We start from the raw sequence: 25,392 nt of genomic DNA on the forward strand, positions 1-25,392 counted from the left end.
GGGCCGGTCGCACGTCGCGTATCTGCTTGCCATGACAGCAGCACAGCACGACCGCTCCGCGTCGACGCCCTCCGTGGCCTCGGCGCATGACAAGATTCTCATCGTCGACTTCGGCAGCCAGGTGACGCAGCTGATAGCGCGTCGCGTGCGCGAGGACGGCGTCTATTGCGAGATCGTCCCGTTCAACAAGGCCGAACAGGCCTTCAACGAGATGAAGCCGAAAGCGGTGATTCTCTCCGGCGGCCCGGAGTCGGTGCATGAGGCGGGCTCCCCCCGCGCGCCGCAACTGATCTTCGCCTCCGGCGTGCCCGTGCTCGGCATCTGCTACGGCCAGATGACCATGGCGGAGCAGCTTGGCGGCACCGTCGAGGGCGGCCATCACCGCGAATTCGGCCGCGCCGACGTCGAGGTCAAAGCGCCGAGCAAGCTGTTCGAGGACGTCTGGTCGCCAGGCGGCAAGAACCAGGTCTGGATGAGCCATGGCGACCGCATCACCAAGATGCCGCCCGGCTTCTCCGTGGCCGGCACCTCGCCGAACGCGCCGTTCGCGATCATCCAGGACGAGACGCGCAAATATTACGGCCTGATGTTCCACCCCGAAGTGGTGCACACGCCCGACGGCGCCAAGCTGATCCGCAACTTCGTCCGCAAGATCGCCGGCCTGTCCGGCGACTGGACGATGCGCGCCTTCCGTGAGGAGGAGATCGCCAAGATCCGCGCGCAGGTCGGCAAGGGCAGGGTAATCTGCGGCCTCTCCGGCGGCGTCGATTCCGCGGTCGCGGCCGTCTTGATTCATGAGGCGATCGGCGACCAGCTCACCTGCGTGTTCGTCGATCACGGCATGCTCCGTCTCGACGAAGCCAAGACCGTGGTCGATCTGTTCCGCCACCACTACAACATCCCGCTCGTGCACGTGGATGCCTCGAAACAGTTTTTGGGCCAGCTCGAAGGCGTCACCGACCCCGAAACCAAGCGCAAGACCATCGGCCGCCTCTTCATCGAGGTGTTCGAGGCGGAGGCCAAGAAGATCGGCGGCGCCGACTTTCTCGCGCAGGGCACGCTCTACCCCGACGTGATCGAGAGCGTATCGTTCACCGGCGGCCCCTCCGTCACCATCAAGTCGCACCACAATGTCGGCGGTCTGCCCGAGCGCATGAACATGAAGCTCGTCGAGCCCCTGCGCGAGCTGTTCAAGGACGAGGTCCGCAAGCTCGGCCGCGAGCTAGGCCTTCCAGAAATCTTCGTCGGCCGCCACCCGTTCCCGGGCCCCGGCCTCGCCATCCGCTGCCCCGGCGAGATCACCAAGGACAAGCTCGACATCCTGCGCAAGGCCGACGCCGTCTACATCGACCAGATCCGCAAGCACGGCCTCTACGACGACATCTGGCAGGCCTTCGCCGTGCTGCTTCCGGTCAAGACCGTCGGCGTCATGGGCGACGGCCGTACCTACGACTACGTCGTTGGCCTCCGCGCCGTCACCTCCACCGACGGCATGACCGCGGACTTCTACCAGTTCGACATGAAGTTCTTGGGGGAGACGGCGACGCGCATCATCAACGAGGTGAAGGGCGTGAACCGGGTGGTGTACGACGTGACCAGCAAGCCGCCTGGGACGATTGAGTGGGAGTAGGGGGTATCTGACCCAAGATCAAATTGAAAAGAGCTTTGTCGTAGAGCTTTGTCGCAGAATTCCCAATCTTGGGTTGCGCGTGCCGCCTGGAATGCTACCGATAGCGCCAAATCAATAGGCGCTAAACAGACGTGCCATCATGAATCAAGATGAGGCTAATGGAGAACGGCAGCCTAGTTGGAGAGTTTTCTTCGGTCCAAAATCCACACTAGCTGACGACTCATCTTTCAACACCATTCACATTACAGAGTCGCCGGATAACTGGAATGACTTTGGGCATCAAACAGGCATAGATTACGAATTCCGCGTTCTTGGCACCGATCATCCCGTAAAGTCCTCAGGGTCTATTGGGTTTATTTCGTCCGAAACGGGGCGCACGGATCGTAGCTTACTGTCGGAATTGGTTTCGCTCGAACGCGAACCTCAAACGCCTGAAAGGCCCCGACCAATCTTCTTTACTATGTTGCGAGACATGGAGGCCTATCGCCTATTGGTCCAGGCTCTCGGTGCCGAAAATGCGAGGGGTGCCCTAATTGCCGCAAACGATCTGGTCTCTCTTCAAGAATTCTCCCCAACGTCGGATATCTTGGAGAGGGCCGTCAGAACAGAAGTTTTCTCACTCTCTTTTATGCGAAGTTCGGATGCATTTTTCGCGTTCAAAAATGCTGGTTCAGTTCTACGCGGATTGTCGAACGAAGAACTCGGCAGATTGTCCTCAACGTTTGCTATTCGGTTCCAACTGCCGGGACGAGAGAGCGAGCACGATCTCAAATTTTCCTTTGATCACGATGCCGATCTCCCTAAGCGTATCGCTATTGTAATTGGCAAAAATGGAGTGGGAAAAAGTCAGGCGCTAGGTCGCATCGCGCGAGCGGCAATCGATGGATCATCATTACTTAGCGATGGAACGCGGGGTGGTCGTCCGCTTATCAACCGCCTTTTGGCCTTCGCGCCTACGAACGAGGCGGAGTCCGTTTTTCCTTCGGACAAGAGAAAGAGGGCGCGGATATGGTATCGTCGCCACTCAATGAATCGTTCGCGTCGATCAAGGCGCGGTGACTACGTATCTGATCTCGTGGTTCAAGTCGCGCGGTCGACGCAGCAGATCGCCTCAAATTCGCGTTGGGACATTTTTGTAGAAGCGCTTGGAGCTCTCGCAAGTCCACGCCAAATTCATCTGGTAAGCACTTTGTCGGCAGATTCTTATGTATCGCTAGCTGATCTGACCAGAGGGTCGGAAAAGCAGTCTTTAGAAAAATTTGCTGCTATCAACGTCAGGCAGGAACCTGTTCGTGTGATTGACGGTCAAGGGTATCCACTAAGTAGTGGCGAGATTTCGTTTCTGAAATTCGCTGCGCAGGCTAGTTTGCAAATTGAGAATGGCTCGCTTCTGCTTCTTGACGAGCCGGAAACTCATTTGCACCCGAACTTCATTAGCCGCTTTGTTGCTTTGCTGAATACGCTCTTAGAATCGACCGGGTCAGCAGCGATTATCGCTACCCATTCAGCATACTTTGTCCGCGAAGTTTTCCGGGAACAAGTGACAATCTTAAGCATCGATGCTGAAGGTGCGGTGCGCTCGCAGCGGCCGAACCTTCGGACCTTTGGCGCGGATGTGGGTGCTATCTCGTACTTTGTGTTCGGAGAAGATGAGCCTTCTAAGCTTGCTCTAGAGGTGGAGAGTAGGCTGCTCGCACGAGGGCTGTCTTGGCCGGAAGTGTATGATCGCTACAAGGAGGAATTGTCGCTTGAGTTGCTAAATGCCTTACGTGCAGCAATCGAGGGCAAGAGTTCAAAGTGAATAGAGTTTCCCTGCCAACCTTCGATGACGCTGCAGCGTTTTTGGCGTTATCAAGCAACTCGCGTTTAAAGAGCTATCCAGAGCTTCAGGCGATCGTTCCGGACGTGCTCGATTGTTATGACACGTATATGGCTGCTGGTGGAGATCCTGCGTTAGTTAACAATGTAATTCTGTCTGATCCAATTGCTGGGTATCTTCGTGATCACTACGCTTCTCCGCCGAGAAATGTTGCCTACATCCGCCAAATGCGAGATTCTACGGAGCATCTTGTGTGCCCAATGTGCGGGTCAATGCACAGTGGCACCCTGGATCACTTTTTGCCCAAAAGTGTCTTTCCAATTTTTGCGCTGTTCTCAAAGAACCTCGTTCCGGCTTGCAAATGTAACAGCAAGCGGAATGACGTATATGTAGGCGCCACACAAGCGGAACGTGTGTTGCACCCATATTTCGATAATTGCCTCGAAGAACGTCTAGTAAGAGCCCAGTTCGATGATGTTTGCGACATCCCGAGAGTATCCGTTGCCTTGGCAATTCCAAACACCCATCCGTATTATCCAGCAGTAAACTTTCACGTGAGATCGATTGTAGAGAGGTCGGCGATTGTGAGGTATCTAGCGGATCGCTGGAGTGCTCTTTATCGTAAGCCGAGTCTTGTGATTCGAGCGTTGGGAGAAAACCCTCCGACCCAAGCTGATTTGGCGGAGATCCTTGAGGAGGAGCGGGTGGCATTGGATGATCTCCATACAAGTAGGAATAACTGGAATTCCGTTTTTGTGTCCGGTTTGCTTCAACCGCATGTTTTGAGTTGGCTGATGGGGCGGTTCTCTGATCCCGAACGGGCGCCGGATGGGCCGTTGGGGTAAATGCAGTCCGTAATATGGGTTGAGCCCAGCGAAACCCATCGCGCTAGAACGAGAGTTGATAGTTCGCGTTCGCTCACCCCTCCGGCGAAACTCTAGCATTGCGCGAAGTTCGGGTTATGCAAAGACCCATCTCTGTGTAGCCTCCACCGGCGGCATCGTTGCCGATCACGACCGCTTCGACATGTGACCGCCACGCGCATCATCTACGAGGTGAGGGGCGTGAACCGAACCAAGTGGTGCATGCAAGGATGACGATTGATCCAGATCGGACCGCGATCTAGCATTGGGTCATGGATACCGAACGACGAATTGAACACCTGGAAGGGGCGCTCGGGGCCAGCTTGCCTGCGGCCTATCGTGCTTTCCTGGAGTCGCACAGGGAAGACCCATCTCGTCCGGTTCAGGTCGTTTCGACCAATCCCGACTATTGGGATGTCGAGCATTTCCTCGAAATCGGCGATGGGAAGAGCTACCTCCAGATCGATCATTGTTATGAACTGGTCGGGGACGTGCTTCCCGAAGGGATGTTGCCGTTTGCCGAGGACGGGGGTGGCAACCTGTATCTTCTCGATTGCCGTAAGGGGCTGGGTACCGGTGCCGTCTATTGGTGGGATCACGAACAGGAGCTCGGTGAGGATCGCGTGGAGTTGGTGGCGGCGAGCTTCCCGGAGTTTCTCGCGGTTCTGATCCCCGATCCCGACGAGCTTCCGGGTGACGATGCAAGCAATAGGAGGGGGGTGGGGCGCTGAGATAGGGTGAGCGGCAAACGAGGCCGTTGCTCTAACTTGCGGTGACTTACATATGGATGTAAGTAACCTGCATGGCCTACATCAGCATCCGCGATCTCCAGAAAATCTCCGGCGAAGCCATCGGAGCCCTGCCGGGCCCGACGCCGGTGAAGTCGGGCGAGCGGACGGTGGGGCTGCTCATTCCGCTCAAGTCGACCGATCCGGATCGTCTTGCGGCGGTCCTGCGGCGCGCTGAGGCGTTGGGCAGGGGGCGTGATGCGAAGGCGGACGATGCGGCGCTGGCTGGATTTGGCGAAGTCGATCCGGTCGATTGGTCGCCCGCAGCGGTGAAAGCCCTGACCGGCAAGCCTGGCAAGCGGCGCAAGCCGAAGCCGTGAGAGCGCCGTCGCCAACCCTTGTCGTTGACGCGGCCATCCTGATCGCCGCGGTGCGGGGGCGAAGCTCCGGCGCCATGCTTGGAGCGGCTGAAGGAGCCATCCTGGTCACGACGGACCGTGTGGTTGAGGAAGCACGCCGGCGGATCGCGCTGGGTTTGAAGCGGCCCGAGCTGATCGCTGTGCTCGACGATCTCGCGGAATTGCTGACGGTTGTCCCCCTCGTTGCGCTGGAGCCCGTTCTCGCCCGTTGCGAAGAGGCTTTGCGCGATGCGGTGCCGAGCCGCAATGGGTCGGTGCGCGATGCTCACGTGCTGGCTTTGGCCCGGAGCGTAGATGCCGACGTCTGGACAACCGACCGCGATTTTGCGGGAACGGGAGTCGCGACGTGGTCGACGCCCAACCTCATGCGGGCACTTGCGGAAGCTGATCCGCAATAGAAGCCTCCAGTTCATCGCGCAGCCCACCGCCGGAAACGCGGGATCTCCGCCGCGGCGCCCCGTGGTACGAGGCTGAGAGTATTTGTCCCGGAGCTACCCTTGATGTCCGTCCCCTCGGTTGGATGCGCGGCTTCCCGCGGCGCCCGACCGGCTCATCACTTTCCAGGACAGCTCGTTCCGCAATTTCCCCGAACTGCGCTAGGCGTGGTCGAACATCCGCCAGCTCGTCCCCACCGTGAATCTCTGGCGTGGAGCAGGGCCGGCCTCGGCGCTGCCGCGCGCGTCGCAGGACATCGGCGCGATCGCTTCAACCACGATGGACGGTCGGCCCATGACCTTCGCGCAGATGCTGGAGGAGACCTACGCCGACGGCATCGCGGTGCTGCATCGGGGCAGGCTGATCTATGAGCGCTATTTCGGCGCGTTGCAGCCGCACAAGCCGCATCGTTCACCGGCGTGCTGGCCGGCATGCTGGTTGCGTCATGCGGATCGACATGGATCTGCGACCCTGAAGCATGATCCGGCGAAAGGACACCCGGCCGCGACAGAGCGCAGGAACAGCGGCAGCAGGCGGATGCCGGGAGCCTCAGCCGGCTTTGCAGGATGTGATGCCTGCGCCATCCTATGCTGGATCCCGCAGCGGCCCGGTGCGCACGACGCGGAAGCCGATATTGCTGGACGAGGAGTCGGGCGTATTGGAGCTTCGCGCCGCGACGCGGTAGCGATTGCAGTAGGATTCGTGGCAGAGGAAAGATCCGCCGCGCATCGATCGGTTGGGCGCCGGCTCGCGGTTCAGGGGGTCTTGCGATGGCGTGTGGCGGTGATAGCTCGGCGAAAAATAGTCCTCGCACCATTCCCAGACGTTGCCGGCGGCATTGTGCAGGCCATATCCGTTGGGCGCGAAACTGTGAACCGGCGCCGTACCGAAATAGCCATCATCCATGGTGTTGCGGTCGGGAAAGTTGCCCTGCCAGATATTGCAGCGATGCACGCCGCCGGGCTGCAGTTCGTTGCCCCAGGGATAGGTGGCCTGGTCCAACCCGCCGCGCGCGGCCATCTCCCATTCCGCTTCAGTCGGAAGGCGCGCACCGGACCATTGGCAGTAAGCTTGTGCATCGTTCCAGGAGACGTGGACGACGGGATGATCGAGCCTGTCGAGCACGCTGCTCGACGGTCCCTCCGGCTGCGCCCAATATGCGCGCGTCACCGGGACCCACCATGGCGTTTCCTGAACGCGCGTCGTGCGTGCGGTGCGCGTGTCTTCCGGCAGCAGCCCGTCGAAGACAAAACTCCAACCGTAGCGTTCGGCGTCCGTCGTGTAACCCGTGGCGCGGACGAAGTCGCCGAATTGCAGATTGCTCACGGTGTGGCAGGCAATTGCAAACGGCGACAGCGTAACCCGCCGCAATGGGCCTTCGCCATCTTCGACGAAGCCGATGCCGGCCGATCCCATGTGGAAGGTTCCGCCGATCAGCGAACTCCAGCGGCGCGGGATCGGGGTCGGACTGGGAAGGATCGCCGCTTGCGCATCGTCGCCCGTCGCCGGCCCGCTGCCGGCGGCGCGCTGGGTGCAACAGTGTGAGCGATCCCCAGCCATGTCCTATTTCTGCTTCTCTTCCTCCCAGAAGGCCGTGCCGCCTTCCGCCTTCATCAGCTCGAGGATCTTCTCGCGCGGGATTACGCCGCAGCGATTGGCCCATTGCTGATACTGCGCCGTCATCTCGCGGACGCGATCCGGATGCTGCGCGGCCAGGTCATTCAACTCGGTGCGGTCCGTCTCCATGTCGTAGAGCTCCCAGGGGCCGGGATACTTCCGCACCAGCTTCCACTTGCCGATGCGCACGGCCGCATTGCCCTCATGCTCCCAGAACAGCGGGCCACGGTTGCCGTAGGCCGAGGCGAACGACGGCACGAGACTCTCGCCTTCGCAAGGCAGGATGGCGTTGCCGTTATACTCCTTGGGATAGGTCGCGCCGGTGACGTCGAGGATGGTCGCCATCACATCGGTGAGCTGGCTCGGGTTGTGCCGCAGGCCACCTCTCTCGGAGATGCCACGCGGCCAGTGCACGATGAACGGGGTCGCGATGCCGCCTTCGTGGATCCAGTGCTTGTAGAGACGGAACGGTGCGTTGGACAGGTTGGCCCAGGCCGTGCCGTAGCTTTGATAGGTATCTTCGGCTCCGGGCATCAGCGTCGGGTCATTGCCGAAGCGCACGGGCTTGCCGTCGCGTGTCGTCGCCTTGGCGATCATGAGCTGGTCGACCAGCTCCTTTGCAGTGACGCCTTCCGGAATATCCTCGGCGCAGGCACCGTTATCGGAGAGGAAGATGATCAGCGTGTTGTCCATCTGGCCGGTCTCTTCCAGCGCCTTCAGGATCCGGCCGATGCCCTGGTCCATGCGGTCGATCTGGGCTGCGTACACCTCCATGCAGCGCAGCGTCCATTCGCGCTGCTCTGCATCGGTCCACGGCGGCTGAGTCGGATCGCGATCGGTCAGGCGCCAGTTCGGATGAATGATGCCGTTGTCGACGAGGCGCTTCAGGCGCTCCTCGCGCAGCCTGTCCCAGCCCGCATCGAAACGGCCCTTGTACTTGGCGATATCCTCGTCATGGGCATGGAGCGGCCAGTGCGGCGCCGTATAGGCGACGTACTGGAAAAACGGCGCGTCGGGCTTCTGCGCCTTGTGCTGGTGGATGAAGGCGGCGGCCTGATCGCTGATCGCGTCGGTGTAAAAGAACGACGGATCCTTCTCCGCCTCGTGCTCGATATTGTCGTTGCCACGGGTGAGGGTGTTGGGATGGTAAAAGCTGCCGGCTCCGATGATGGTGCCGTAGAAATGGTCGAAGCCGCGCTGTATCGGCCACGCGTCGGTCGGCTCCGTCAGGCTGCTTGCAATGTGCCATTTGCCGCTGAGGTAAGACGTGTAGTTCCTGCTCTTCAGGGCCTCGGCGATCGTCACGCAGCTCTTGTTCAGGTTGCCGGCATAACCCTCGGGGCCGTTGCTGTATGTGAGGATGCCGATGCCGGTCTGGTGCGGATGCAGTCCGGTGAGCAGCGAGGCGCGCGAGGGGCTGCAGCGGGCGGTGTTGTAGAACTGCGAGTAACGCAAGCCATTGGCCGCGAGGCGATCGAGGTTCGGCGTCTGGATCTCGCCGCCGTAACAGCCAATGTCCGAAAAGCCCATGTCGTCGTTGAGGATGAGCAGGATGTTGGGGCTATCGGGGGTCTTTGCGCCATTCGGCATATTTATGTCCTCGTTATTGACGTGTGGCGTTGCTAGTGGCGGCGCATCAGGCTGATGCTGAGGCGGAAATATTTCGGCAGATAAACGGCGCGCAGCAGCTCAAGCGCCCGTCCGTCCTTGCCGAACGTGACGCGCTCGATGGAGAGCAGGGGCGAGCCGAGCTTCACCCCCAGCAGCTTGGCGCTGCCTGCGTCGGCGAGCTCGGCGCTGATGGTTTGCTGGGCGTCCTTGATAGCGAGGCCAAGCTCGTCCTCGAAGACGCGGTACATGATGATTGAGACCAGGTCGCGCTTCTCGAGTTCGAGACCGATATCCGGGGGATAGAAGGCGTGCTCGATGGCGATCGGCGTATCGTCCGCGAAGCGCAGTCGGCGGAGCTGCCAGACGGCCCGCTCGCGCAGTTGCTCCCGAACGGCTGGGTCATGCCGGTTGGTCATGCCCTGCTGCAGGATCTTTGCGCCGGGCTGGTAGCCCGCATCGCGGATCGTTTCCGAGAAGCCCATGAGGTGGCCGACCCAGTTTTCAGGCTGGTTCGAGCGCAGGAAGGTCCCCCGGCCGCGCGAGCGGTCGAACATGCCTTCGTTCACCAGGGGCGAGATCGCGTTGCGGATGGTGATGCGGCTGACGCCGAAATGACGGCCAAGTTCGGCCTCCGTCATCAGGCGGCCGGTCTCGTCGATCAGCTTGCCGTCGCGTACCTGGCTGCGAATGGATTCCCGGATCTGGATATGCAGGGGCGTCGAGCCCTCCGCGGCCACATCGCTGCCGAGCGGTGCGGGTTTCTTCTTGCGCGTTTGAACAGCCATGGTGTCAGAGCCGCATGCGTGACGTTGGATCGAACAGGTGAATGTCTTGCGGTCGGGCCGTGATCGAGATCGTGTCGCCCTCGCCGGGAATGTTGCCGTCGGCGACGCGCATGCGGATCATGGTGCCGGCGCAGTCGAGGTCGAGCACGGCGGTATCGCCGAGATCCTCAATCAGGTCGACGCGTGCACTGAGCCCACCTTCCGCCATGCGCAGGGCTCCGGGCCGAAGTCCCACCACCACATCGCGCTCACCCGTGGTCGTGGTCGTCGTCTTGAGGCGATGACCTGCGATGATGACGTCGCCGTCCACGTAGCGGGCGGGGACGAGGTTCATCGGGGGATTGCCTATGAAGCCGGCAATGTCGATCGAGTTCGGGCGGGCGAACACCTCCGCGGGCGTGCCGACCTGCTGGATCTCGCCTGACATGAACACCGCCATGCGGTCCGCAAGCGTCATGGCCTCTTCCTGGTCGTGGGTGACGTACACGGCGGTGACGCCGAGCGAGCGCTGCAGCTTCTTCAGTTCGGCGCGCGTTTCCAGCCGCAGCTTTGCGTCGAGGTTGGACAGCGGTTCGTCGAGCAGGAACAAGCGCGCCTTGCGCACGATGGCGCGGGCGAGCGCGCAGCGCTGCTGCTGGCCGCCCGAGAGCTGGCCCGGCTTGCGATCGAGCAGGTGGTCGATTTTCACCTTGCGCGCCGCTTCCTTCACGGCGGGCGCGATCTCGGACTTCGGCAGCTTGGCCATTTCCAGCGGGAAGGCGATGTTCTCGGCCACCGTCATGTGCGGATACAGCGCGTAGCTCTGGAACACCATGGCAATGTCGCGGTCCCGCGCATCGGTCGAGGTGACGTCCTTGTCGTCGATCAGCACGCGGCCGGCGGTCGGAGCATCCAGGCCGGCGAGGATGCGTAGCGTCGTGCTCTTGCCGGATCCCGAGGGACCGAGCAGAGCGAAGAACTCGCCCGGCTTGATGTCGAAATTGACATTCTTCAGCGCGGCGAATTGACCATGCATCTTGACGATGTTGCGAAAACTGACCTGACCCTGACCGCTCATCGGCGCCCTCCGCCCTTGACTGCACCGACCGTCAGGCCCTTCACAATATGCTTTTGCGCGACAACGCCGAGGACGACGACAGGCAGCATGGCGAGGACCGAGACTGCGGCGAGCTTGGCCCACAGCGTCTGCTCGACGGAGACGAAATTGAACATGGCGACCGTCACGGGTCGCACCGTGTTGCCGCTCAGCACGACGGCGAACAGGAATTCGTTCCACGCATTGAGGAACACGAACACGATCGTTACGGCGATGCCGCCACGCACCTGCGGAATGATGATCCGCCACAGCGTCTTCAATCGGCTGGCGCCGTCGAGATAGGCGGCCTCTTCCATCTCGAACGGAATGTCCTCGAAATAAGACACCAATAGCCAGATCGCGAAGGGCAGGGAGAACGACAAATAGATCAGGATGATGCCCTGATAAGTGTCGATCCAGCCAATGTTCCGAAGCACCAGGAAGTAGGGGATGATGATGCCGACCGGCGGCAGCATCTGCGTTGCCAGCACGTAGAAGCCCGCGAACCTCTTGCCGCGAAAGCGCAGGCGCGCCAACGCATAGGCCGCAGGCACCGCCATCAGCATGGTGACGATGGTGGTGCCGACCGAGATGATGACGCTGGAAAGAAGGTTCGGCAGGATCGATCCCGAGCCGAACAACACGTCGCGATAGGCTTCCAGCGTCGGTGTGAACACCAGCTTGGGCGGATAGGCCAATACATCGGAATCGGTCTTGAGCGAATTCAGCACGCTCCAGATGATCGGGAACGCCCAGGCCAGCAGGAAGATCGTGGAGATTGCGAGCAGGGCGAAGACGCGCAGGCGCTTTGCGGTCATTTCGCCCTCCGCATTGCAAACAGGATGCCGGAGATGATGATGGTGACGATCAGCAGCGCAACCGCGAGCGCCGAGCCGTAGCCGATCGACAGCTCGGTGAAGGATTTCCGATAGGCATAGAGATTGAGGATCTCGGTCGCAGTGCCCGGGCCGCCGGCGGTGACGGTGAAGATCGCCGCGAACGCGGTCAGCGCCACCATGGTCCGCATGATGATGACCATGACGATCGCCGGGCGCAGCAGGGGCAGGGTGATGCGGCGGAAGCGCTGCCAGGCGGAGGCGCGGTCGAGCCGCGCCGCCTCGTATATGTCCTCGGGCAGCGAGGCCAGCGAGGCCAGCAGCACCATGAACGCAAACGGTGTCCACTGCCAGGTGTGGATCGCGATGACCGAGACCATCGCGAGCGTGGGGTCGCCGAGCCAATTCTTGCTGCCGAGGCCGGCGTTGATGGCGAGGTAGTCCACGATGCCGAATTCCGGTGCCAGCATGAAGGTGCGCCAGATCATGCCGACCACGGCCGGCGACAGCACCACGGGCAGGATGGCGATGACCCTGAACCAGCCCTGACCTCGCTTCATGTCCATGACCAGCAAGGCAAGCGCCAAACCGACGATGACTTGAAGTGCGACGGTCGAGCCGGTGTAGACGAGGCTGACCAGCAGCGAGGTCCAAAAGCGCTCGTCCGCGAGCAGAGTTCGATAGTTTTCAAACCCGACGAAGCCGTTGGTGAACGGCATCGCCAGATCCATCCGGAACGCGCTGGTATAGATCAGGAAGAGCAGCGGGAACGTCGTGGTAGCGAGCAGGGCGAGGAACGCCGGGGCAAGCAGGGCTGCTGCAAACCGGCGCTCGCGCTGCGCCAATACGCGGCCGAAATCGCTGCGAGGCGCCTCGCTCGCGATCTCGGCCGATGTCACCGCTGTCGTGGCCATGGCTCAGCCGCGCATCATCGGTTCGATGCGGCGCTGGGCATCGTCCAGTGCCGCCTTGATGGTGGCCTGGCCGGAGAGGGCCGACTGGATCGCGGTCGCCATGGTGTCGCCGATCGCCGGCCATTGCGGCACGCGCGGACGCCAGTCGACGTCGGTGTCCTCCTGCAGGGCGCCCATCGTGGCCGCGACGAAGTTCTCGCCAAAGCCATTCATCAGCTTGATGTAGTCAGGATCCTTCCACACCGAGGTGCGGTTGACGCCCGAACGTTTGGTGGGACCGGCGAATTTGTGCGCGGTGCGCGCCTGGGTCTCGGCGCTCGCGGCCCATTGGATGAACAGCCAGGTCGCCTTGCGCTTCTTTTCCGGCAGCGCGGAATTGATCGGGAAGCCCCAGTTCCAGATGGATGTGGTGCGCTTGCCGGACGGCCCCTTGGGCCAGCGTGCATAGGCGACCTTACCGATGATCTTGGACTTCTCGGGATTGTTGATCACCGAGGCCGACGAATGCGCGTCGATGTAGCTGGCGACGGTGCCTTGCGAGAAGGCGTCGGCGATGTCGGGCCAGTTCCAGTTGGCGGCTGCCGTCGGTGCGTACTTCTTCATGATGTCGACATACCAGGCGAGCGCCGCCTCGGCCTCGGGGCCGTTGACGGTGAGCTTGCCGCCCTTCATCCAGTCGCCGCCGAACTCGCGGAAGATCGACGGATAGATGTACATGTTCTGGCCGGCCCCGGCGACGCCGCGCAGCGCAGCGCCCCAGACGCGATCGTTCGGGGTGTTCAACGCCGCGGCATTGGACATGTAGGCCTCTAACGTGTCGGCCGGCTTCAGGCCCTTCGCATCATAGAGGTCCTTGCGATAGACCTGAATGGTGACCTCGCCGTCATAAGGCATGCCATAGAGCTTGCCGTCGATACCGTTGGCGCTGCGCCAGGCCGGAATGATGTCGTCGAGCTTGAACCAGGCCGGATCGGTCAGCGACTTGTCGGCGAGGTAAGTGTCGAGCGGCTCGACCCATTTGTTCGCGGCATAGAGCGCGTAATACATGGGGTCGGCGGCATGGGTCGCGTAGGTGCCCGTCTTCGAGGTCAAGTCGATGACGCTCTTCTGCCGGATCTGCGCCGGCGGAATTTTTTCGAAACGGACGTCGATGCCGGTCAGCGCCTTGAACTGCGGCGCCAGCGTGATGAGGTTTTCGAAATAGCTCGCCGGGATCACGGCGACAGTGATGGTCTCGCCGGATACCTGCTGCCAATCGATTTGCGCGGATTTGTAGGGCGCGAGGTCGACGTCCTGCGCGGCAGCTTGCCGGAGAAAGGCCGGACCAACCGTCGCGAAAGCGGCGGCTGCGGTTCCAGTCTTGAGTAGCGTTCGTCGCGTCGGTGTGAATGACGGCATGCGGTCCTCCCGAAAATCCGGATTTATATTTCCGGTTAGTTAGGACATTTGCTCAAATGTTATAACAAGTCAACCGCGCCAAAGTCGATCTTCGTGCTGCCTTTTGGCGCGGCAGCGTGGATCGATCGGGGATGTCGCCTCCGAGGGAGCGCGATCGTGCCGAGCAGGCGTGATGTGCAGGTATCGACTGGCTATCGCCGAGACGCGCGAAATCTGCGCGAGCGAAATAGATCTCGCCGGTGAATCGTTGCGCATCGCAGTATGGAGAAAGACCGGAGCTTTGTGGGCCCAAGCCTCGGGTCAAGGGGAGGCCGCTCTTGGTGCAGGCCGGACGTTCGGCCGGCCCCGCATGTCAATGCGGGCATTCAACTGCGATAGCGGCACACTCCGGCTCAACGCGGAAGCATCGAGCGCCGCCTGTTCGTCCGTCGGCCATTAGAGCTTGCAGCACTTCGCTTCAGCGCGGCGCCAGAGCGTCTCGAGAACCTATCCTGGTGTCGCGATCGGGAATGATCCGACATCGCTTCGTTCGGCCTTGCCAGCGGTGGCCTCCCGACAATCCACAGGGCGTGGGGACTATCTCGGATTCAGGCCTCCAGCAGTCTGCGGGCTGGACGATTGTTCGACCGATCAATAACCTAGCACGCATGTATTGATTTGGATTGAAAGTCTTCTCCCCAAGAATAAGGCCTTGATTGTGACTGCGATTGCTGTCGTCGGCATTGGCTGCAGACTCCCGGGATACATCGACTCTCCCGACGCCTTGTGGGGTGCGCTCCTGGCAGGCACCGACCTCGTCAGCGAAATTCCGCAGCAGCGCTGGAATGCCGACGATTACTACGAGCCCGTAGCAGGCGTTGCGGGGCGCTCGGTTTCGCGTTGGGGCGCGTTCCTGGACGATCCGTCGGGCTTTGATCATCGTTTTTTCGGCATTGGCGAGCCGGAGGCCCTCGCCATGGACCCACAACACCGGCTTTTGCTCGAGGTCACTTGGGAGGCCGCCGAACATTCCGGCCGCGATCCGCGCTGCCTGTTTGGGACCGACGCCGGCGTATTCTTCGGCCTTTCGCACCAGGACTACATGCAGGTCACGCGTGACGCGGGTGCGATGGGTCAGGCCTACGCTTTCACGGGAACGCCCTTCAGCATGGCGTCAGGGCGGGTCGCCCATGCGATGGGGCTTACGGGGCCTGCTATCACGATGGACACGGCCTGCTCGTCCAGTCTCGTCGCCGTGCATGCGGCTCGGCGAAGTCTCCTCGCCAACGAGTGCCGCGTCGCGTTTGCCGGCGGGGTCATGTTGATGTTCTCGCCCACAACGTTCGCTTCGGCGTCCGGCCTCGGCATGCTGTCGCCGACAGGGCGGTGTCATGCGTTTGACGAGCGCGCCGATGGCTTCGTGCGTGCCGAAGGCTGCGGTGTGGTGATGCTCAAACTGCTGAGTGACGCCCTGTGTGACGGCGACCGGGTGCTCGCCGTCATTCGCGGTAGCGCCGTCAACCAGGACGGACACACGCACAACATTCTAGCACCTTCCCGCGCGGCCCAGATCGCGGTAATCGATCGTGCGCTTGCCGAGGCGCAAGTTGATCCCTCATCCATCGGCATGATCGAGGCGCACGGCACCGGTACGCCGGTAGGCGACACGGAAGAGTTTCACAGCCTCTCAACACAGTACGGACGGCGGTCACGCTGCGCCGTTGGCTCGCTCAAGAGCAACCTGGGTCACGCGGAATCGGCGGCGGGAGTCCTTGGTCTGATCAAGGCGACGCTCGCACTGGCGCACGGCGTCGTGCCGCGATCACTTCACTTCCATCGGCTGCCTGCGCATCTCCAGCCAATTGCGACCCGGCTTTTCGTCCCGACTGACACCGTGCCATGGCCTTCGACTGGCGCCGACGGACTCCGCCGGGCAGCCGTATCGTCTTACGGCATGTCCGGCACGAACGCTCACGTCGTGCTCGAACAGGCTCCTCAAGCACCTGCATCATCCTGTCGACCAGAGGTCGTCAGAACGCAGGAGCAGCCCTGGTTGTTTCCAATTTCTTCCACATCGCCAGAGGCGCTTCGCGCAACGGCCGCGCGCCTCGCGGCTTGGTTGGACGCGAGCGCCGCCGGTCATCGCCCCGGCGATGTCGCGCGGACCCTTGCTCGCAGGCGTGGACACCGGCCGGTCCGGCACGCGCTCATTGCGAGAACGCTCGGCGACCTGACAGCGCAATTGCGCGGCGTTGTAGCCGACCAGTCTATCGATGCGGATTGGGCCAGCCATGATAGCTGCGGTCCCGTCTTCGTATTCTCCGGACAGGGCTCGCAGTGGGAGTCGATGGGCGCGGAGCTGCTCGATATCGATCCGGTCTTCGCCGGGATGGTCGCCGCCATCGAGCCTCTGATTCAGGCGATCGGCGACTTTTCGGTAACCGATACCCTGCGTCGTCCCGCGCAACTCGAAGACATCGAACGTGTCCAGCCCGCCATTTTCACATTTCAGGTCGCGCTGGCGGCGTCCTTGAAAGCCCAGGGTGTGGTGCCGTCGGCAGTGATCGGCCATTCGATGGGTGAGGTATCCGCGGCAGTCGCGGCCGGCGCACTCTCGCTCGAAGATGGCGTGCGGGTGATCTGCCATCGCGCCATGCTGTGCCAAACGCTTGCTGGATCCGGCGCGATGGCAGCCGTCGGGATGGCACCGGCGGCAGTTCGCGAAGATTTGGCCCGCCGACGGATTGACGATGTCGAGATTGCCGTGCTGGCTGCGCCGGCCTCGACGGTCGTCGGGGGCACCGTCAAGGCCGTAAAAGGCCTCGTGGCTGCGTGGCAGGCCGAAGGCCTTTTCGCCCGCGAGGTCGCGGTCGATGTGGCCTCACACACGTCGCAGGTCGAACCGATTCTCGCGCAGTTGTCGGAGCGCCTCGCGGAGGTGACTGCGCACAAACCGCGCATACCGATGTACTCCACCGTGCTGCTAGATCCGCGCGAATCCCCCGTTTGCGATGGCGCCTACTGGATCGACAACCTTCGGCAGTCGGTTCGCTTCCGTCCCGCCGTGCAGGCGGCGCTCGAAGACGGACACCGCGTGTTTGTCGAGCTTTCGCCGCACCCGATCGTGACTCGCGCGGTCTTGGAGAATGCTGCCGCAACGGACTTCGCCGTCCGCGCGCTTCCGTCGGTGACGCGGGGCGAGCCCATGTCCAACGGGCTTCTGGACCTGGTTGGTGCCATCCATGTCGCAGGCGCCTCGATCGATTTCGATGTCCTGTATCCGGACGGCCAGCTGCTTGATCTACCGTTGCCGGCCTGGACGCACTATCCGCTGTTCCTTGAGTCGGCGACGGCGGCCGCAAATCTACATCACGTGCCGTCAACACATCCGTTGTTGAACGTCCACCGCGTTCTGCACGAAGAGCCGGAACGCCACATCTGGGGGTGCGAGGTTGGCCTCGGTGCCCACCCCTGGCTTGCGGACCATCGGGTGAACGGAACGCCGCTTTTCCCGGGCGCTGGCTTCTGCGAAATGGCGCTCGCCGCGGCGCGCACCGCACTTGGTACATCGTTCGTCGAAGTACAGACGATCACGTTCGACCATGCCTTGCGGTTAGAGCCATCGACGTCCATCGTCTGCACGGCAGTGCTCGACCGACCGGGCGAGTTGAATTTCAGGGTCGCGAACCAGGCGAAGAGCGAAGCGCGGGTCCTTGCAACAGCCCGCCTTTCCGAGGCGACCTCCGCCAAGTCGCCTGTCGCCTACGACGTAGCCGCGCTGCGCGCCGCTCACGCGACGCCTGTTGCCGTGGACGAGGTGTGGCGGTGGTTCGACGCGCTGGGCATCCAGTACGGACCGTCATTTCGGGCACTGTCTACCGGCTTGAGCTTGTCCGCGGACGGTGCCTCGCTCCTTGCGGATCTTCGGCTCCCGAGCTCGCGCCGAACGGGCGACCGGGATTACACGGTGCATCCCGTGTTGCTTGACGCGTGCTTCCAGTCGGTCGGGGCGTTCGCCCGGGTCGTTTCGGAGACCAACGGGCGCCTGCTGCTGCCGTTGTCGGTACGAAGCCTCCGGCTCCACCGCACAGATGCCAACGCCGCCCACTGCCTCACCCGCTTGGTCGCGGTCGACGCCCTGCACGTCGAGGTGGACATCGATCTGCTCGACGCCTCAGGTCGCGTGCTGCTCAGTGTCGATGGATTGGCAATGGGAAGCGGTGCGGCCGAACAGCATACCGACGCCGTCGCCTGCAACTCGCGCCTGCTCGATATAGCCTGGCAGTTGTGGGACATCCCTCGTGCCACGGTCAGGCCGGAGGATGGCGCCTGGTTGCTGCTCGATGCCGATGATGCGGGACACCGCTTGACGCTGGATTTGGAAGGAAACCTGCGCGTGCAGGGGTTCAAGTCTCGCATTCTCAGCAGCGCCGGAGCGGGGAAGGGGGGCGCATGGCGCGGGCAGATTGAAGACGCCCTGGACCAGAATCGTCCTTGCGCCGTGGTGGTGGTCTTGCCACGCGGCAATGAGCCGGCGAGTCCCGAGGTATCTCGGGCGAACATAAGCAGCCTGATCCACGTGACCAACGCACTGAGGCAATGCGAGCGCCTGCCCCGCCTCTTCGTTGTCACGTGTATGGCCCAACGCGTACTGCCGGACGACACCGTTCAACTTGCGCACGCTGGTGTGCGTGGCTGGCTGCGAGCGGTCGGTGCCGAGCTTCCCGCACTCCATCCCACCCAGATCGACGTGAACCCGCAGCCCGAGGTCTCGCTGCTTCTGTCTCAGTTGCTGAGCGGCTCGGACGAGGACGAAACGGCGGTGCGCGGAGCGAGCGCGTATGTCGCGCGGCTGCAGCGAAGCTCCCTTAGTCACACGGACCGCCGCATGGTGGATCGCGACGCGACCCGCGATGGTATTGGTCTGGAAATCCGCGTGCCCGGTGACCTACAGAGCCTGGAGTTGGCGGCCGTCGAGAGGCGTGCGCCGGCCCAGGGCCAGGTGGAGGTGGCCGTCCATGCCGCAAGTGTCAATTTCGCCGACGTGCTCGTTGCCCTTGGCCGCTATCCTTCATTCGATGGCCGTGCGCAGGGGCTTGGCCTGGACTTCGCCGGCATTGTCACCGCTATCGGGGCAGGCGTTGCGGGCTTTCGCGTTGGCGACCGCGTGGCGGGGCTCTGCTGTGGGGGCGCCTGGGGGACGTATCTGACTTGCGATGCTCGTCTGCTTGTCGCGATACCCCGCCCGCTCGCGGATGCCGAAGCGGCCGCCATTCTCGCGACAACTGCCACGGCCATGTATGGCCTCGAGGATCTTGCCCGGATCGGGCCTGGCGACAAGGTGCTCATTCACTCGGCGACCGGCGGCGTCGGGCAGGCGGCTGTGGCCATCGCCCGCGCGGCTGGTGCGGAGATATTTGCAACAGCGGGCTCCGAGGCGCGGCGAGAGCTGCTGCGAGCCGACGGTATCAGCCACGTGTATGATTCTCGGACCGCAGCATTCGCGGAGCAGATCCTGCAGGACACGGCGGGTTACGGCGTGGACGTAGTCCTCAACTCGCTCACAGGCGCGTCCCAGCGCGCCGGCCTGGGGATCCTTGCGGCGGGCGGGCGGTTCATCGAGATCGGCAAGAAGGACATCTATGAGGGCACGTGGCTCGAACTGTCTCCGTTCAGGCGTAACCTCTCGTTCTTTGCCGTCGACCTTGCGCAGATGTGTATGACTGCGCCGGCTCGCGTGCAGGCACTGCTGTCGCGGGTCATGCGTCTTGCACGAGAGGAGAGGTTGCCCCTGCCGGATATCGCGACCTATCCCCTCGCCGGCGCGGCCGACGCGATTCGTATTGTCAGCAGCGCCGGCCACACCGGAAAGCTCGTGCTCACCGTTCCAACGACCGGCCGTTTCCGGGTGCCGGCGGCGCCAGAAGGCTTCACGCCGTTTAGGCGCGATGGCGCGTACGTTGTCACCGGCGGCCTTGGCGGCCTCGGCCTGTTCCTCGCTGATGCGATGTCCGCGGCGGGGGCCGGTCGTCTCATCCTCAACGCGCGCTCCCGGCCCACCGACGCGGCAATCGGCGTTTTGGCCGCGATGAAGGCACGGCGCACCGAAGTTCAGGTGATCAGTGCGGACATCGCGGAGCCCGCGACAGCACGGCGCCTTATCGAAGCTGCCGCCGCGACGGGCCTGCCGTTGCGCGGTGTCCTGCACGGTGCAGCCCTCGTCGAGGATGGAATCCTTTCCTCCGTCACAGAGGAGAGGCTGCATCGAAACTGGGCCGCCAAGGCGGAAGGCGCCTGGCATCTGCATGGGGCAACGCTGAAGCAACAACTCGACTGGTTTTGCTGTTTTTCTTCGGTGTCTGCTCTGTTTGGTTCGCCGGGGCAGTCCGCGTACGCAGCCGCCAACAGCTGGCTCGATACGTTCACACAGTGGCGGCGCGCACAGGGGCTGCCGTCGTCGGCGATCGCCTGGGCGGCGTGGGCGGATATTGGTGCCGGTGCGCATCTCTCGGCCCGCGGCGATACGCGAATGATCGAGCCCCGCGACGGTGCTTACGCGTTCCAGGCGCTGCTTCGGCACGACCGCGGGTATGCCGCATACGTCCATCTCGACGGCGCCCCGTGGCTGACGGCGCTCGCCGCGCGAAGCCCGTTCGGGGCAGGGGTGTCGCAGACCGCAGAGGCCGCGGGTGAACCTGCGCGCCGACCGCGTTTGGAGTTGAGACGCGCGCCGCCAGGCGAGCGGCCGGCCCTGCTGCGGCGTCTGATTATCGAGCGTCTCGGTGTCATCCTGCGCCGCACGGTGAATCCAGATCGCTCGCTCTTCGATTACGGCCTCGACTCACTCGGGACGCTCCAGCTGCTGATTGCGCTCGAGGCCGACACCGGCATCCGGCTTCGTTCCGTGAACGTGACGACCGTGCGCGCGCTCGCCGACACGCTGAGTGGGGCCATGGAGGAATTGCAGCCCGCTGGAGCAGATGCCCGTGACTGATCTGCGTCCGCTGCATGATTGGTCAGGGCCCCCGGGGGTGCTGACGCTCTGGTGTCCGTCTGCTGCGTCGATGGAGAGTGCAAAACGCGCGCCGGTGTCTCCCGTATTGCCGAGCTACGAGCAGGAACAGCACCTGCACGCTTTTCGTGCATGTGAGCAGCGGCACGAGGCGATGGCACGGCTGCTCGTCGTCGTGTGGGAAGAAGGAGGACGGTGTGACCTCAGAGCCTTGACCCATGTGGTGACGGCGCATGTGCGCAGGCACGACACCTATCACAGCTGGTTTGAAGAGCGCGCCGGAGCAATCGTAAGGCATGTGCTCGAGGACCCCGCGGGCATACAGATGGAGCCTTTGATGCTCGGCGACGTGAACGCCGCGGACTGGCAGAAACATGTCATGGCAACTCCGGCACCGTTTGCGTGGGATTGCTTTCGATTTGGCATTCTCCAGCGCGTGAGCGGGTTCACATGCTTTGCAAGCATTGACCATCTGCACGGCGATGCGACGTTGATAGCGTTTCTGATGACAGAGATCCGCTCGGCGTATCGCGCTGTGATCGACGGCGAGAAGCCGCATCACCTCGGACCGCCAGGAAGCTATCTGTATTACTGCACAAATCAGCGCCGGCGGGCAGCCGCGACAACGCTGGCGGATCATGAGGTGAAGCGATGGATCGCATTCCTGCAGCGAAACAACGGGCGGATGCCCGCTTTCGCGCTGCCGCTCGGTCTACTGGAGGATCGCTATCACGCGGAGTACGTGCATGTGGACATCCTCGATGATGCCGTCATGGACGCGTTCGAGTCGGCGTGCCATGCCTCCGGCGCCCGGGTGATCGGCGGTCTGCTGGCCTGCGCGGCCCTGACCGAACGGGAATTGGCGGGACGCTCGCGCTACACTGTCGTCACGCCCACGACGACGCGAAGATCGCCAAAGGCTTTTCGGACGACGGGCTGGTGCGTGGGAGTGGTGCCAATCGACTTCGACGTGCAACAACGAACGTTTCCTGAACTTGCCTTGACGGCGCAAAGCAACTTTGACGAACGGCTAAGTCTCGCCGATGTGCCGATCGAGCTCGTGCTCGAACTGGCAGCCGAACTGCCGACGGTCGGGTCCGTTGCCACGGGTGGCGTCATGCTATCCTATATGGATGTGAACGTTCCTCCGCTCAGCGCCCGGATTGCCCGCGAATGGCATGAGGCGAATGGGCGGGTCTATATCAACCAGGGCATCGCCGCACAGGTTGCGATCTGGCTGTTCCGTACGCAACGCGGGCTCTCGCTTACGGCGGCTTATCCGGCAAATGAGACAGCCCGCGCATCGATGCACCGCTATGTCGCAGCGTTTGCGGGCGCGTGCCGACGGGCCGCCGACGCATTGATGCCGACGTACTCTGATGTCGGTCGTGAACGATGATGCAGGCGGTTGCGCACCCAGCGAACGTATCGGATATGCCGCCGGCATTCTTGTCCTTCGCGGATCAGGCCATGTACCTCGCGCATGTCTCGCTCGGGCAGCACGCGGTCATTCAGGTGCTGTGGCGCTATCTGCGGCCTCTGGATATCGACGCGCTCACACGGTTTCGTGACAATCTCGCGCACGGTCATCTGGCACGGCTGATCCGGCCGGCGCGGCTTCCGTTCGGACGACACCAGTGGGCCAGCGCGCCACCGCCGTCGGCTGCTCTGGTTGCCGCCGAGACGGCGCTTGCCTCCGAGGCGATCCAAACGTGGGCCGACGCGCAGGTGGCGCTTCCATTGGATCCCGTGCGCGGACCGGCATGGACCTTGACCTTCCAGGGCTTCGCAGATGGCTCCACGGTGGTCTCGCTTGTGGTGTCGCACTGCGTTGCAGACGGACTGACGATCGCAATGGCCGTGAGCGATGCAGTGCGCGGGGAGCGGCGGCCCTCGATCTATCCTGCGCTCTGCTCCGTGCACAGCGCCGCGACGGTGCTGGCTGCCGAACTCCAGCGCATTGTGCGTGACGTGCCGGCGACATTTCGGGCGCTAGGCCAACTGGCCCGTACCTCATACACCTCCCTCGACACGTCGCATACACCGGCTGCATCGCCCGTGGGGCCAGCCGCGGATGACCAGACGGTTGTGTTTCCGTCGGCCTTCATACGCGTGCCCATGTCGGTCTGGGACGCCGGAGCGCGGAGCCGCGGAGCGAACCGCCTCACGCTCCTGACCGCAATGACCGCGGCGTTCGCCAAGGCGCTCGGTCGAATCCGTGACGAGGAAGTGACCCTGCTGATTCCCGTGAACCAGCGCGAAGGTCTGTCCCACGCCGGCGGGAACAGCGTCGCACTTGCCACATTGAAGGTGCGTGTCGACGAGCCGCGCGGGGGCCTGCATGCGTTGCAGCGGCGTCTGCGGGCTACGCTGCTGCGAACGAGACAGGAGCCCAATCGACTTGCCGCGCTGCTGCCCTTGGTGCCCTTTGTGCCCAGACGCGCATTTTCGGCCGCCAGCCATCTGGCGCTTGGCGCGCTCGCCGACCTGCCGGTCACGTGTTCGAACTTGGGCAGCTTGCCCAAGGACGTACTCCAGATCGATGGCAACGCGGCTGATCGGATCTGCTTTCGTGGCATCGACCGCCCGGTCGCGCGTCGCGCAATCGAAGCGCGTCAAGGCGTGGCCACGCTCTTCGCCGGCGTCATCCCCGGATTTGTCGCCCTGAGCTTCGTTGCCTACCAGCCCGGCGTGGTAACGGAGCCTCGGCATCTCCGTGCGCTCGTCGAACATCTCTTGGCTGATTACGAACTGGCTGCCGAGTTTTTCGATGCTTGAGACGAACACGACCGGCGCCCTCAAAGCCGCTCGGCACCGCCTCGCCTGGCTCGACCAGCTGGCCTACGAATTGTTCAGGGTCACCGGCCGGAGCCAGCTGATGCAATGCCTTTGGCTCTATGATCGTGACGTGAACCGCGCCGCGCTGGTGCAAACATATGAACGGCTCATCGCCCTGTCCTTCAATCGGCTCATTGAGCCGTCATCCTTTCCGTGGGGTAGGCCTCGCTGGGTGGCCGGGACGTCCGTTCCGTTCGAGCAGAATTCGGACCCGCTGCCACGATCTCAGCTGCTGCAGTGGGCAAACCAGCACGCGCGCGCGCCGATAGACCCTGTCAGCGGTCCCGCCGGGCGAATGGCGATCCAGGCCTTCGACGATGGCAGCACAGCCGTGAGCATCGTCGGATCCCATTTGGTGCTCGATGGCATGGGAGCATTACGCGTCATCGCATCTGCCGTGAACGGCACCGGCGTCCCGAATCCGTACTTGCCCAAAGGCGGTCGCGGGCGGCTGTCAGGATGCTTGTCTGACGCCCGGCAGATCCTCGCGGACGCGCCGCAGACCGTTGCCGCACTGGTTCGGATTGCGCAGGCGCATTGGTACAGGCCCGCCGCCCCTGTAAAAGGCTCGGCCGTTGCGCCAGCAGCAGAAGCAGTTCACGACCCGTCAACGATTGTGGAGCTTCCCGCTATTGCACTGACTGTTGACTCGCATGCCTGGTTAGCGTGCGAGCAGCGGCTTGGTGGTGACATGAGTACGTTGCTGCCGGGCTTCGTGGCGTCCTTGGCGTCGAGTCTGGGCCGCCGCCGTTTCTCGGATGGCGCTATCAGCCTGCTGGTCCCGAGAAGCCGAAGGCGTGGGCTGGCCGACGAACGAGCGCTGGCAATCGAATTTCATATGATGAACGTCGCGCCTGAAGGGCTGACGAGGAGTCTGGAACCCGTGAATGCAGCGAGGGCTCTGCTTCGTGGCGCGAGAAAAAGTCAGACCGATGTACTGACTTCGTTGCTCCCTGCCATCGCCTGGATGCCCCGCACTTCGGCGAAGACGCTTGTGAACGGGTTGTTTGATTATTCTGATGAGCTGCCGGTAAGCTGTTCCGACCTTGGAATGCTGCCGGAGGGGCTCGCACGCATCGACGGCGCGCCGTGCCGGCACTTGCTGACACGCGCCGTCGATGTCAACGTCACACGCCGGGATCTGGAGCGTTCCCATGGTCATCTCGTCGTCGTGGCCTCCCGCTACGACAAGAAGGTGTCTCTGTGCATCGAGGCCTGCCAGTTGCGCCCCACGCCAACCACGGCCGACGAACTTCGCCTGCTGGTTTCTCGAACGCTCGCCGATTTTGGACTTGAGGCGGCCATTGAGGCCTGATCTCGGCGCGTGTCGTTATCGCATGCGGATTGCCAATCGATGGGAGATGAGCCGTTGATGGGTAGCGGTCGCTTCGTGCAGCAAGCAGACAGGGGGGCGGATTGAGCTCTTCGACTGC

At 62.8% G+C, this 25,392-nt stretch carries 17 protein-coding genes and 1 pseudogene; 11 read left to right on the forward strand and 7 right to left on the reverse strand.

Features of this window, described 5'->3' with window-relative positions:
• Nucleotides 1-31 precede the first annotated feature (31 nt).
• The 7 genes and pseudogenes from guaA to CIT40_RS14350 all read left to right on the forward strand — a co-directional run.
• Nucleotides 32-1,630 carry a glutamine-hydrolyzing GMP synthase gene (guaA, locus tag CIT40_RS14320; protein ID WP_094896769.1) on the forward strand — a complete coding sequence of 533 codons (1,599 nt, stop codon included), beginning with the start codon at nt 32-34 and terminating at the stop codon, nt 1,628-1,630.
• A 139-nt stretch (nt 1,631-1,769) separates the two neighbouring features.
• Complete coding sequence (locus CIT40_RS14325) at nt 1,770-3,431, forward strand: AAA family ATPase (RefSeq protein ID WP_094896584.1); 1,662 nt, start codon at nt 1,770-1,772, stop codon at nt 3,429-3,431.
• The gene (locus tag CIT40_RS14330) at nt 3,428-4,294 is read left to right on the forward strand and encodes an HNH endonuclease (RefSeq protein WP_148667195.1); all 867 of its coding nucleotides are present in this window, start codon (nt 3,428-3,430) and stop codon (nt 4,292-4,294) included. Before CIT40_RS14325 ends, CIT40_RS14330 begins: the two co-directional genes overlap by 4 nt.
• A gap of 290 nt (nt 4,295-4,584) precedes the next feature.
• On the forward strand, nt 4,585-5,043 hold the full coding sequence (locus CIT40_RS14335; protein ID WP_094896585.1) for an SMI1/KNR4 family protein: 459 nt from the start codon (nt 4,585-4,587) through the stop codon (nt 5,041-5,043).
• A gap of 71 nt (nt 5,044-5,114) precedes the next feature.
• Nucleotides 5,115-5,420 carry a hypothetical protein gene (locus CIT40_RS14340; protein WP_148667196.1) on the forward strand — a complete coding sequence of 102 codons (306 nt, stop codon included), beginning with the start codon at nt 5,115-5,117 and terminating at the stop codon, nt 5,418-5,420.
• Nucleotides 5,421-5,494: 74 nt separating this feature from the next.
• Nucleotides 5,495-5,857 carry a PIN domain-containing protein gene (locus CIT40_RS14345; RefSeq protein WP_334265251.1) on the forward strand — a complete coding sequence of 121 codons (363 nt, stop codon included), beginning with the start codon at nt 5,495-5,497 and terminating at the stop codon, nt 5,855-5,857.
• An 80-nt stretch (nt 5,858-5,937) separates the two neighbouring features.
• Nucleotides 5,938-6,337: pseudogene (locus tag CIT40_RS14350) on the forward strand (6-aminohexanoate hydrolase); the annotation flags it as partial.
• A 142-nt stretch (nt 6,338-6,479) separates the two neighbouring features.
• On the opposite strand, the gene CIT40_RS14355 reads toward CIT40_RS14350, so the two are convergent.
• Genes CIT40_RS14355 through CIT40_RS14385 form a run of 7 tightly spaced genes read right to left on the reverse strand, consistent with a single transcriptional unit; the run spans nt 6,480 to nt 14,130 of the window.
• A complete protein-coding gene (locus CIT40_RS14355) occupies nt 6,480-7,454 on the reverse strand; it encodes a formylglycine-generating enzyme family protein (protein ID WP_094896587.1) in 975 nt (324 codons plus the stop codon).
• A gap of 3 nt (nt 7,455-7,457) precedes the next feature.
• Nucleotides 7,458-9,101, reverse strand: coding sequence for an arylsulfatase (locus CIT40_RS14360; protein WP_094896588.1), 1,644 nt, complete (start codon nt 9,099-9,101; stop codon nt 7,458-7,460).
• A gap of 32 nt (nt 9,102-9,133) precedes the next feature.
• Entirely contained in the window at nt 9,134-9,907 is a 774-nt protein-coding gene (locus CIT40_RS14365) for a GntR family transcriptional regulator (RefSeq protein ID WP_094896589.1), read from the reverse strand.
• Nucleotides 9,908-9,911: 4 nt separating this feature from the next.
• A complete protein-coding gene (locus tag CIT40_RS14370) occupies nt 9,912-10,964 on the reverse strand; it encodes an ABC transporter ATP-binding protein (RefSeq protein WP_094896590.1) in 1,053 nt (350 codons plus the stop codon).
• Nucleotides 10,961-11,800 carry a carbohydrate ABC transporter permease gene (locus CIT40_RS14375; protein ID WP_094896591.1) on the reverse strand — a complete coding sequence of 280 codons (840 nt, stop codon included), beginning with the start codon at nt 11,798-11,800 and terminating at the stop codon, nt 10,961-10,963. Before CIT40_RS14375 ends, CIT40_RS14370 begins: the two co-directional genes overlap by 4 nt.
• Nucleotides 11,797-12,732, reverse strand: coding sequence for a carbohydrate ABC transporter permease (locus CIT40_RS14380; RefSeq protein ID WP_094896592.1), 936 nt, complete (start codon nt 12,730-12,732; stop codon nt 11,797-11,799). Before CIT40_RS14380 ends, CIT40_RS14375 begins: the two co-directional genes overlap by 4 nt.
• 3 nt (nt 12,733-12,735) lie before the next feature.
• Nucleotides 12,736-14,130, reverse strand: a complete 1,395-nt coding sequence (locus CIT40_RS14385; RefSeq protein ID WP_094896593.1) for an ABC transporter substrate-binding protein — start codon at nt 14,128-14,130, stop codon at nt 12,736-12,738.
• A gap of 697 nt (nt 14,131-14,827) precedes the next feature.
• Here CIT40_RS14385 and pks2 point away from each other — a divergent pair.
• The 4 genes from pks2 (at nt 14,828) to CIT40_RS14405 (ending at nt 25,274) form a co-directional block, all read left to right on the forward strand.
• Nucleotides 14,828-21,103, forward strand: a complete 6,276-nt coding sequence (gene pks2, locus CIT40_RS14390) for a sulfolipid-1 biosynthesis phthioceranic/hydroxyphthioceranic acid synthase (protein WP_244612004.1) — start codon at nt 14,828-14,830, stop codon at nt 21,101-21,103.
• Nucleotides 21,096-22,520 carry a condensation domain-containing protein gene (locus CIT40_RS14395; RefSeq protein ID WP_162307492.1) on the forward strand — a complete coding sequence of 475 codons (1,425 nt, stop codon included), beginning with the start codon at nt 21,096-21,098 and terminating at the stop codon, nt 22,518-22,520. The genes pks2 and CIT40_RS14395 overlap by 8 nt, the downstream gene beginning before the upstream one ends.
• Before the next feature lie 71 nt (nt 22,521-22,591).
• Complete coding sequence (locus CIT40_RS14400) at nt 22,592-23,899, forward strand: WS/DGAT/MGAT family O-acyltransferase (RefSeq protein ID WP_148667197.1); 1,308 nt, start codon at nt 22,592-22,594, stop codon at nt 23,897-23,899.
• Complete coding sequence (locus CIT40_RS14405) at nt 23,892-25,274, forward strand: hypothetical protein (protein WP_094896596.1); 1,383 nt, start codon at nt 23,892-23,894, stop codon at nt 25,272-25,274. The genes CIT40_RS14400 and CIT40_RS14405 overlap by 8 nt, the downstream gene beginning before the upstream one ends.
• Nucleotides 25,275-25,392: the final 118 nt, after the last annotated feature.

The organism is Bradyrhizobium amphicarpaeae (assembly GCF_002266435.3).
GTDB classification, from domain to species: domain Bacteria; phylum Pseudomonadota; class Alphaproteobacteria; order Rhizobiales; family Xanthobacteraceae; genus Bradyrhizobium; species Bradyrhizobium amphicarpaeae.

Coding starts and splice junctions, on each gene's coding strand:
- guaA (WP_094896769.1), top strand. CDS start 32: ATGACAGCAGCACAGCACGACCGCTCCGCGTCGACGCCCTCCGTGGCC.
- CIT40_RS14325 (WP_094896584.1), top strand. CDS start 1,770: ATGAATCAAGATGAGGCTAATGGAGAACGGCAGCCTAGTTGGAGAGTT.
- CIT40_RS14335 (WP_094896585.1), top strand. CDS start 4,585: ATGGATACCGAACGACGAATTGAACACCTGGAAGGGGCGCTCGGGGCC.
- CIT40_RS14340 (WP_148667196.1), top strand. CDS start 5,115: ATGGCCTACATCAGCATCCGCGATCTCCAGAAAATCTCCGGCGAAGCC.
- CIT40_RS14345 (WP_334265251.1), top strand. CDS start 5,495: ATGCTTGGAGCGGCTGAAGGAGCCATCCTGGTCACGACGGACCGTGTG.
- CIT40_RS14355 (WP_094896587.1), bottom strand. CDS start 7,454: ATGGCTGGGGATCGCTCACACTGTTGCACCCAGCGCGCCGCCGGCAGC.
- CIT40_RS14360 (WP_094896588.1), bottom strand. CDS start 9,101: ATGCCGAATGGCGCAAAGACCCCCGATAGCCCCAACATCCTGCTCATC.
- CIT40_RS14365 (WP_094896589.1), bottom strand. CDS start 9,907: ATGGCTGTTCAAACGCGCAAGAAGAAACCCGCACCGCTCGGCAGCGAT.
- CIT40_RS14370 (WP_094896590.1), bottom strand. CDS start 10,964: ATGAGCGGTCAGGGTCAGGTCAGTTTTCGCAACATCGTCAAGATGCAT.
- CIT40_RS14375 (WP_094896591.1), bottom strand. CDS start 11,800: ATGACCGCAAAGCGCCTGCGCGTCTTCGCCCTGCTCGCAATCTCCACG.
- CIT40_RS14380 (WP_094896592.1), bottom strand. CDS start 12,732: ATGGCCACGACAGCGGTGACATCGGCCGAGATCGCGAGCGAGGCGCCT.
- CIT40_RS14385 (WP_094896593.1), bottom strand. CDS start 14,130: ATGCCGTCATTCACACCGACGCGACGAACGCTACTCAAGACTGGAACC.
- CIT40_RS14400 (WP_148667197.1), top strand. CDS start 22,592: ATGTACCTCGCGCATGTCTCGCTCGGGCAGCACGCGGTCATTCAGGTG.
- CIT40_RS14405 (WP_094896596.1), top strand. CDS start 23,892: ATGCTTGAGACGAACACGACCGGCGCCCTCAAAGCCGCTCGGCACCGC.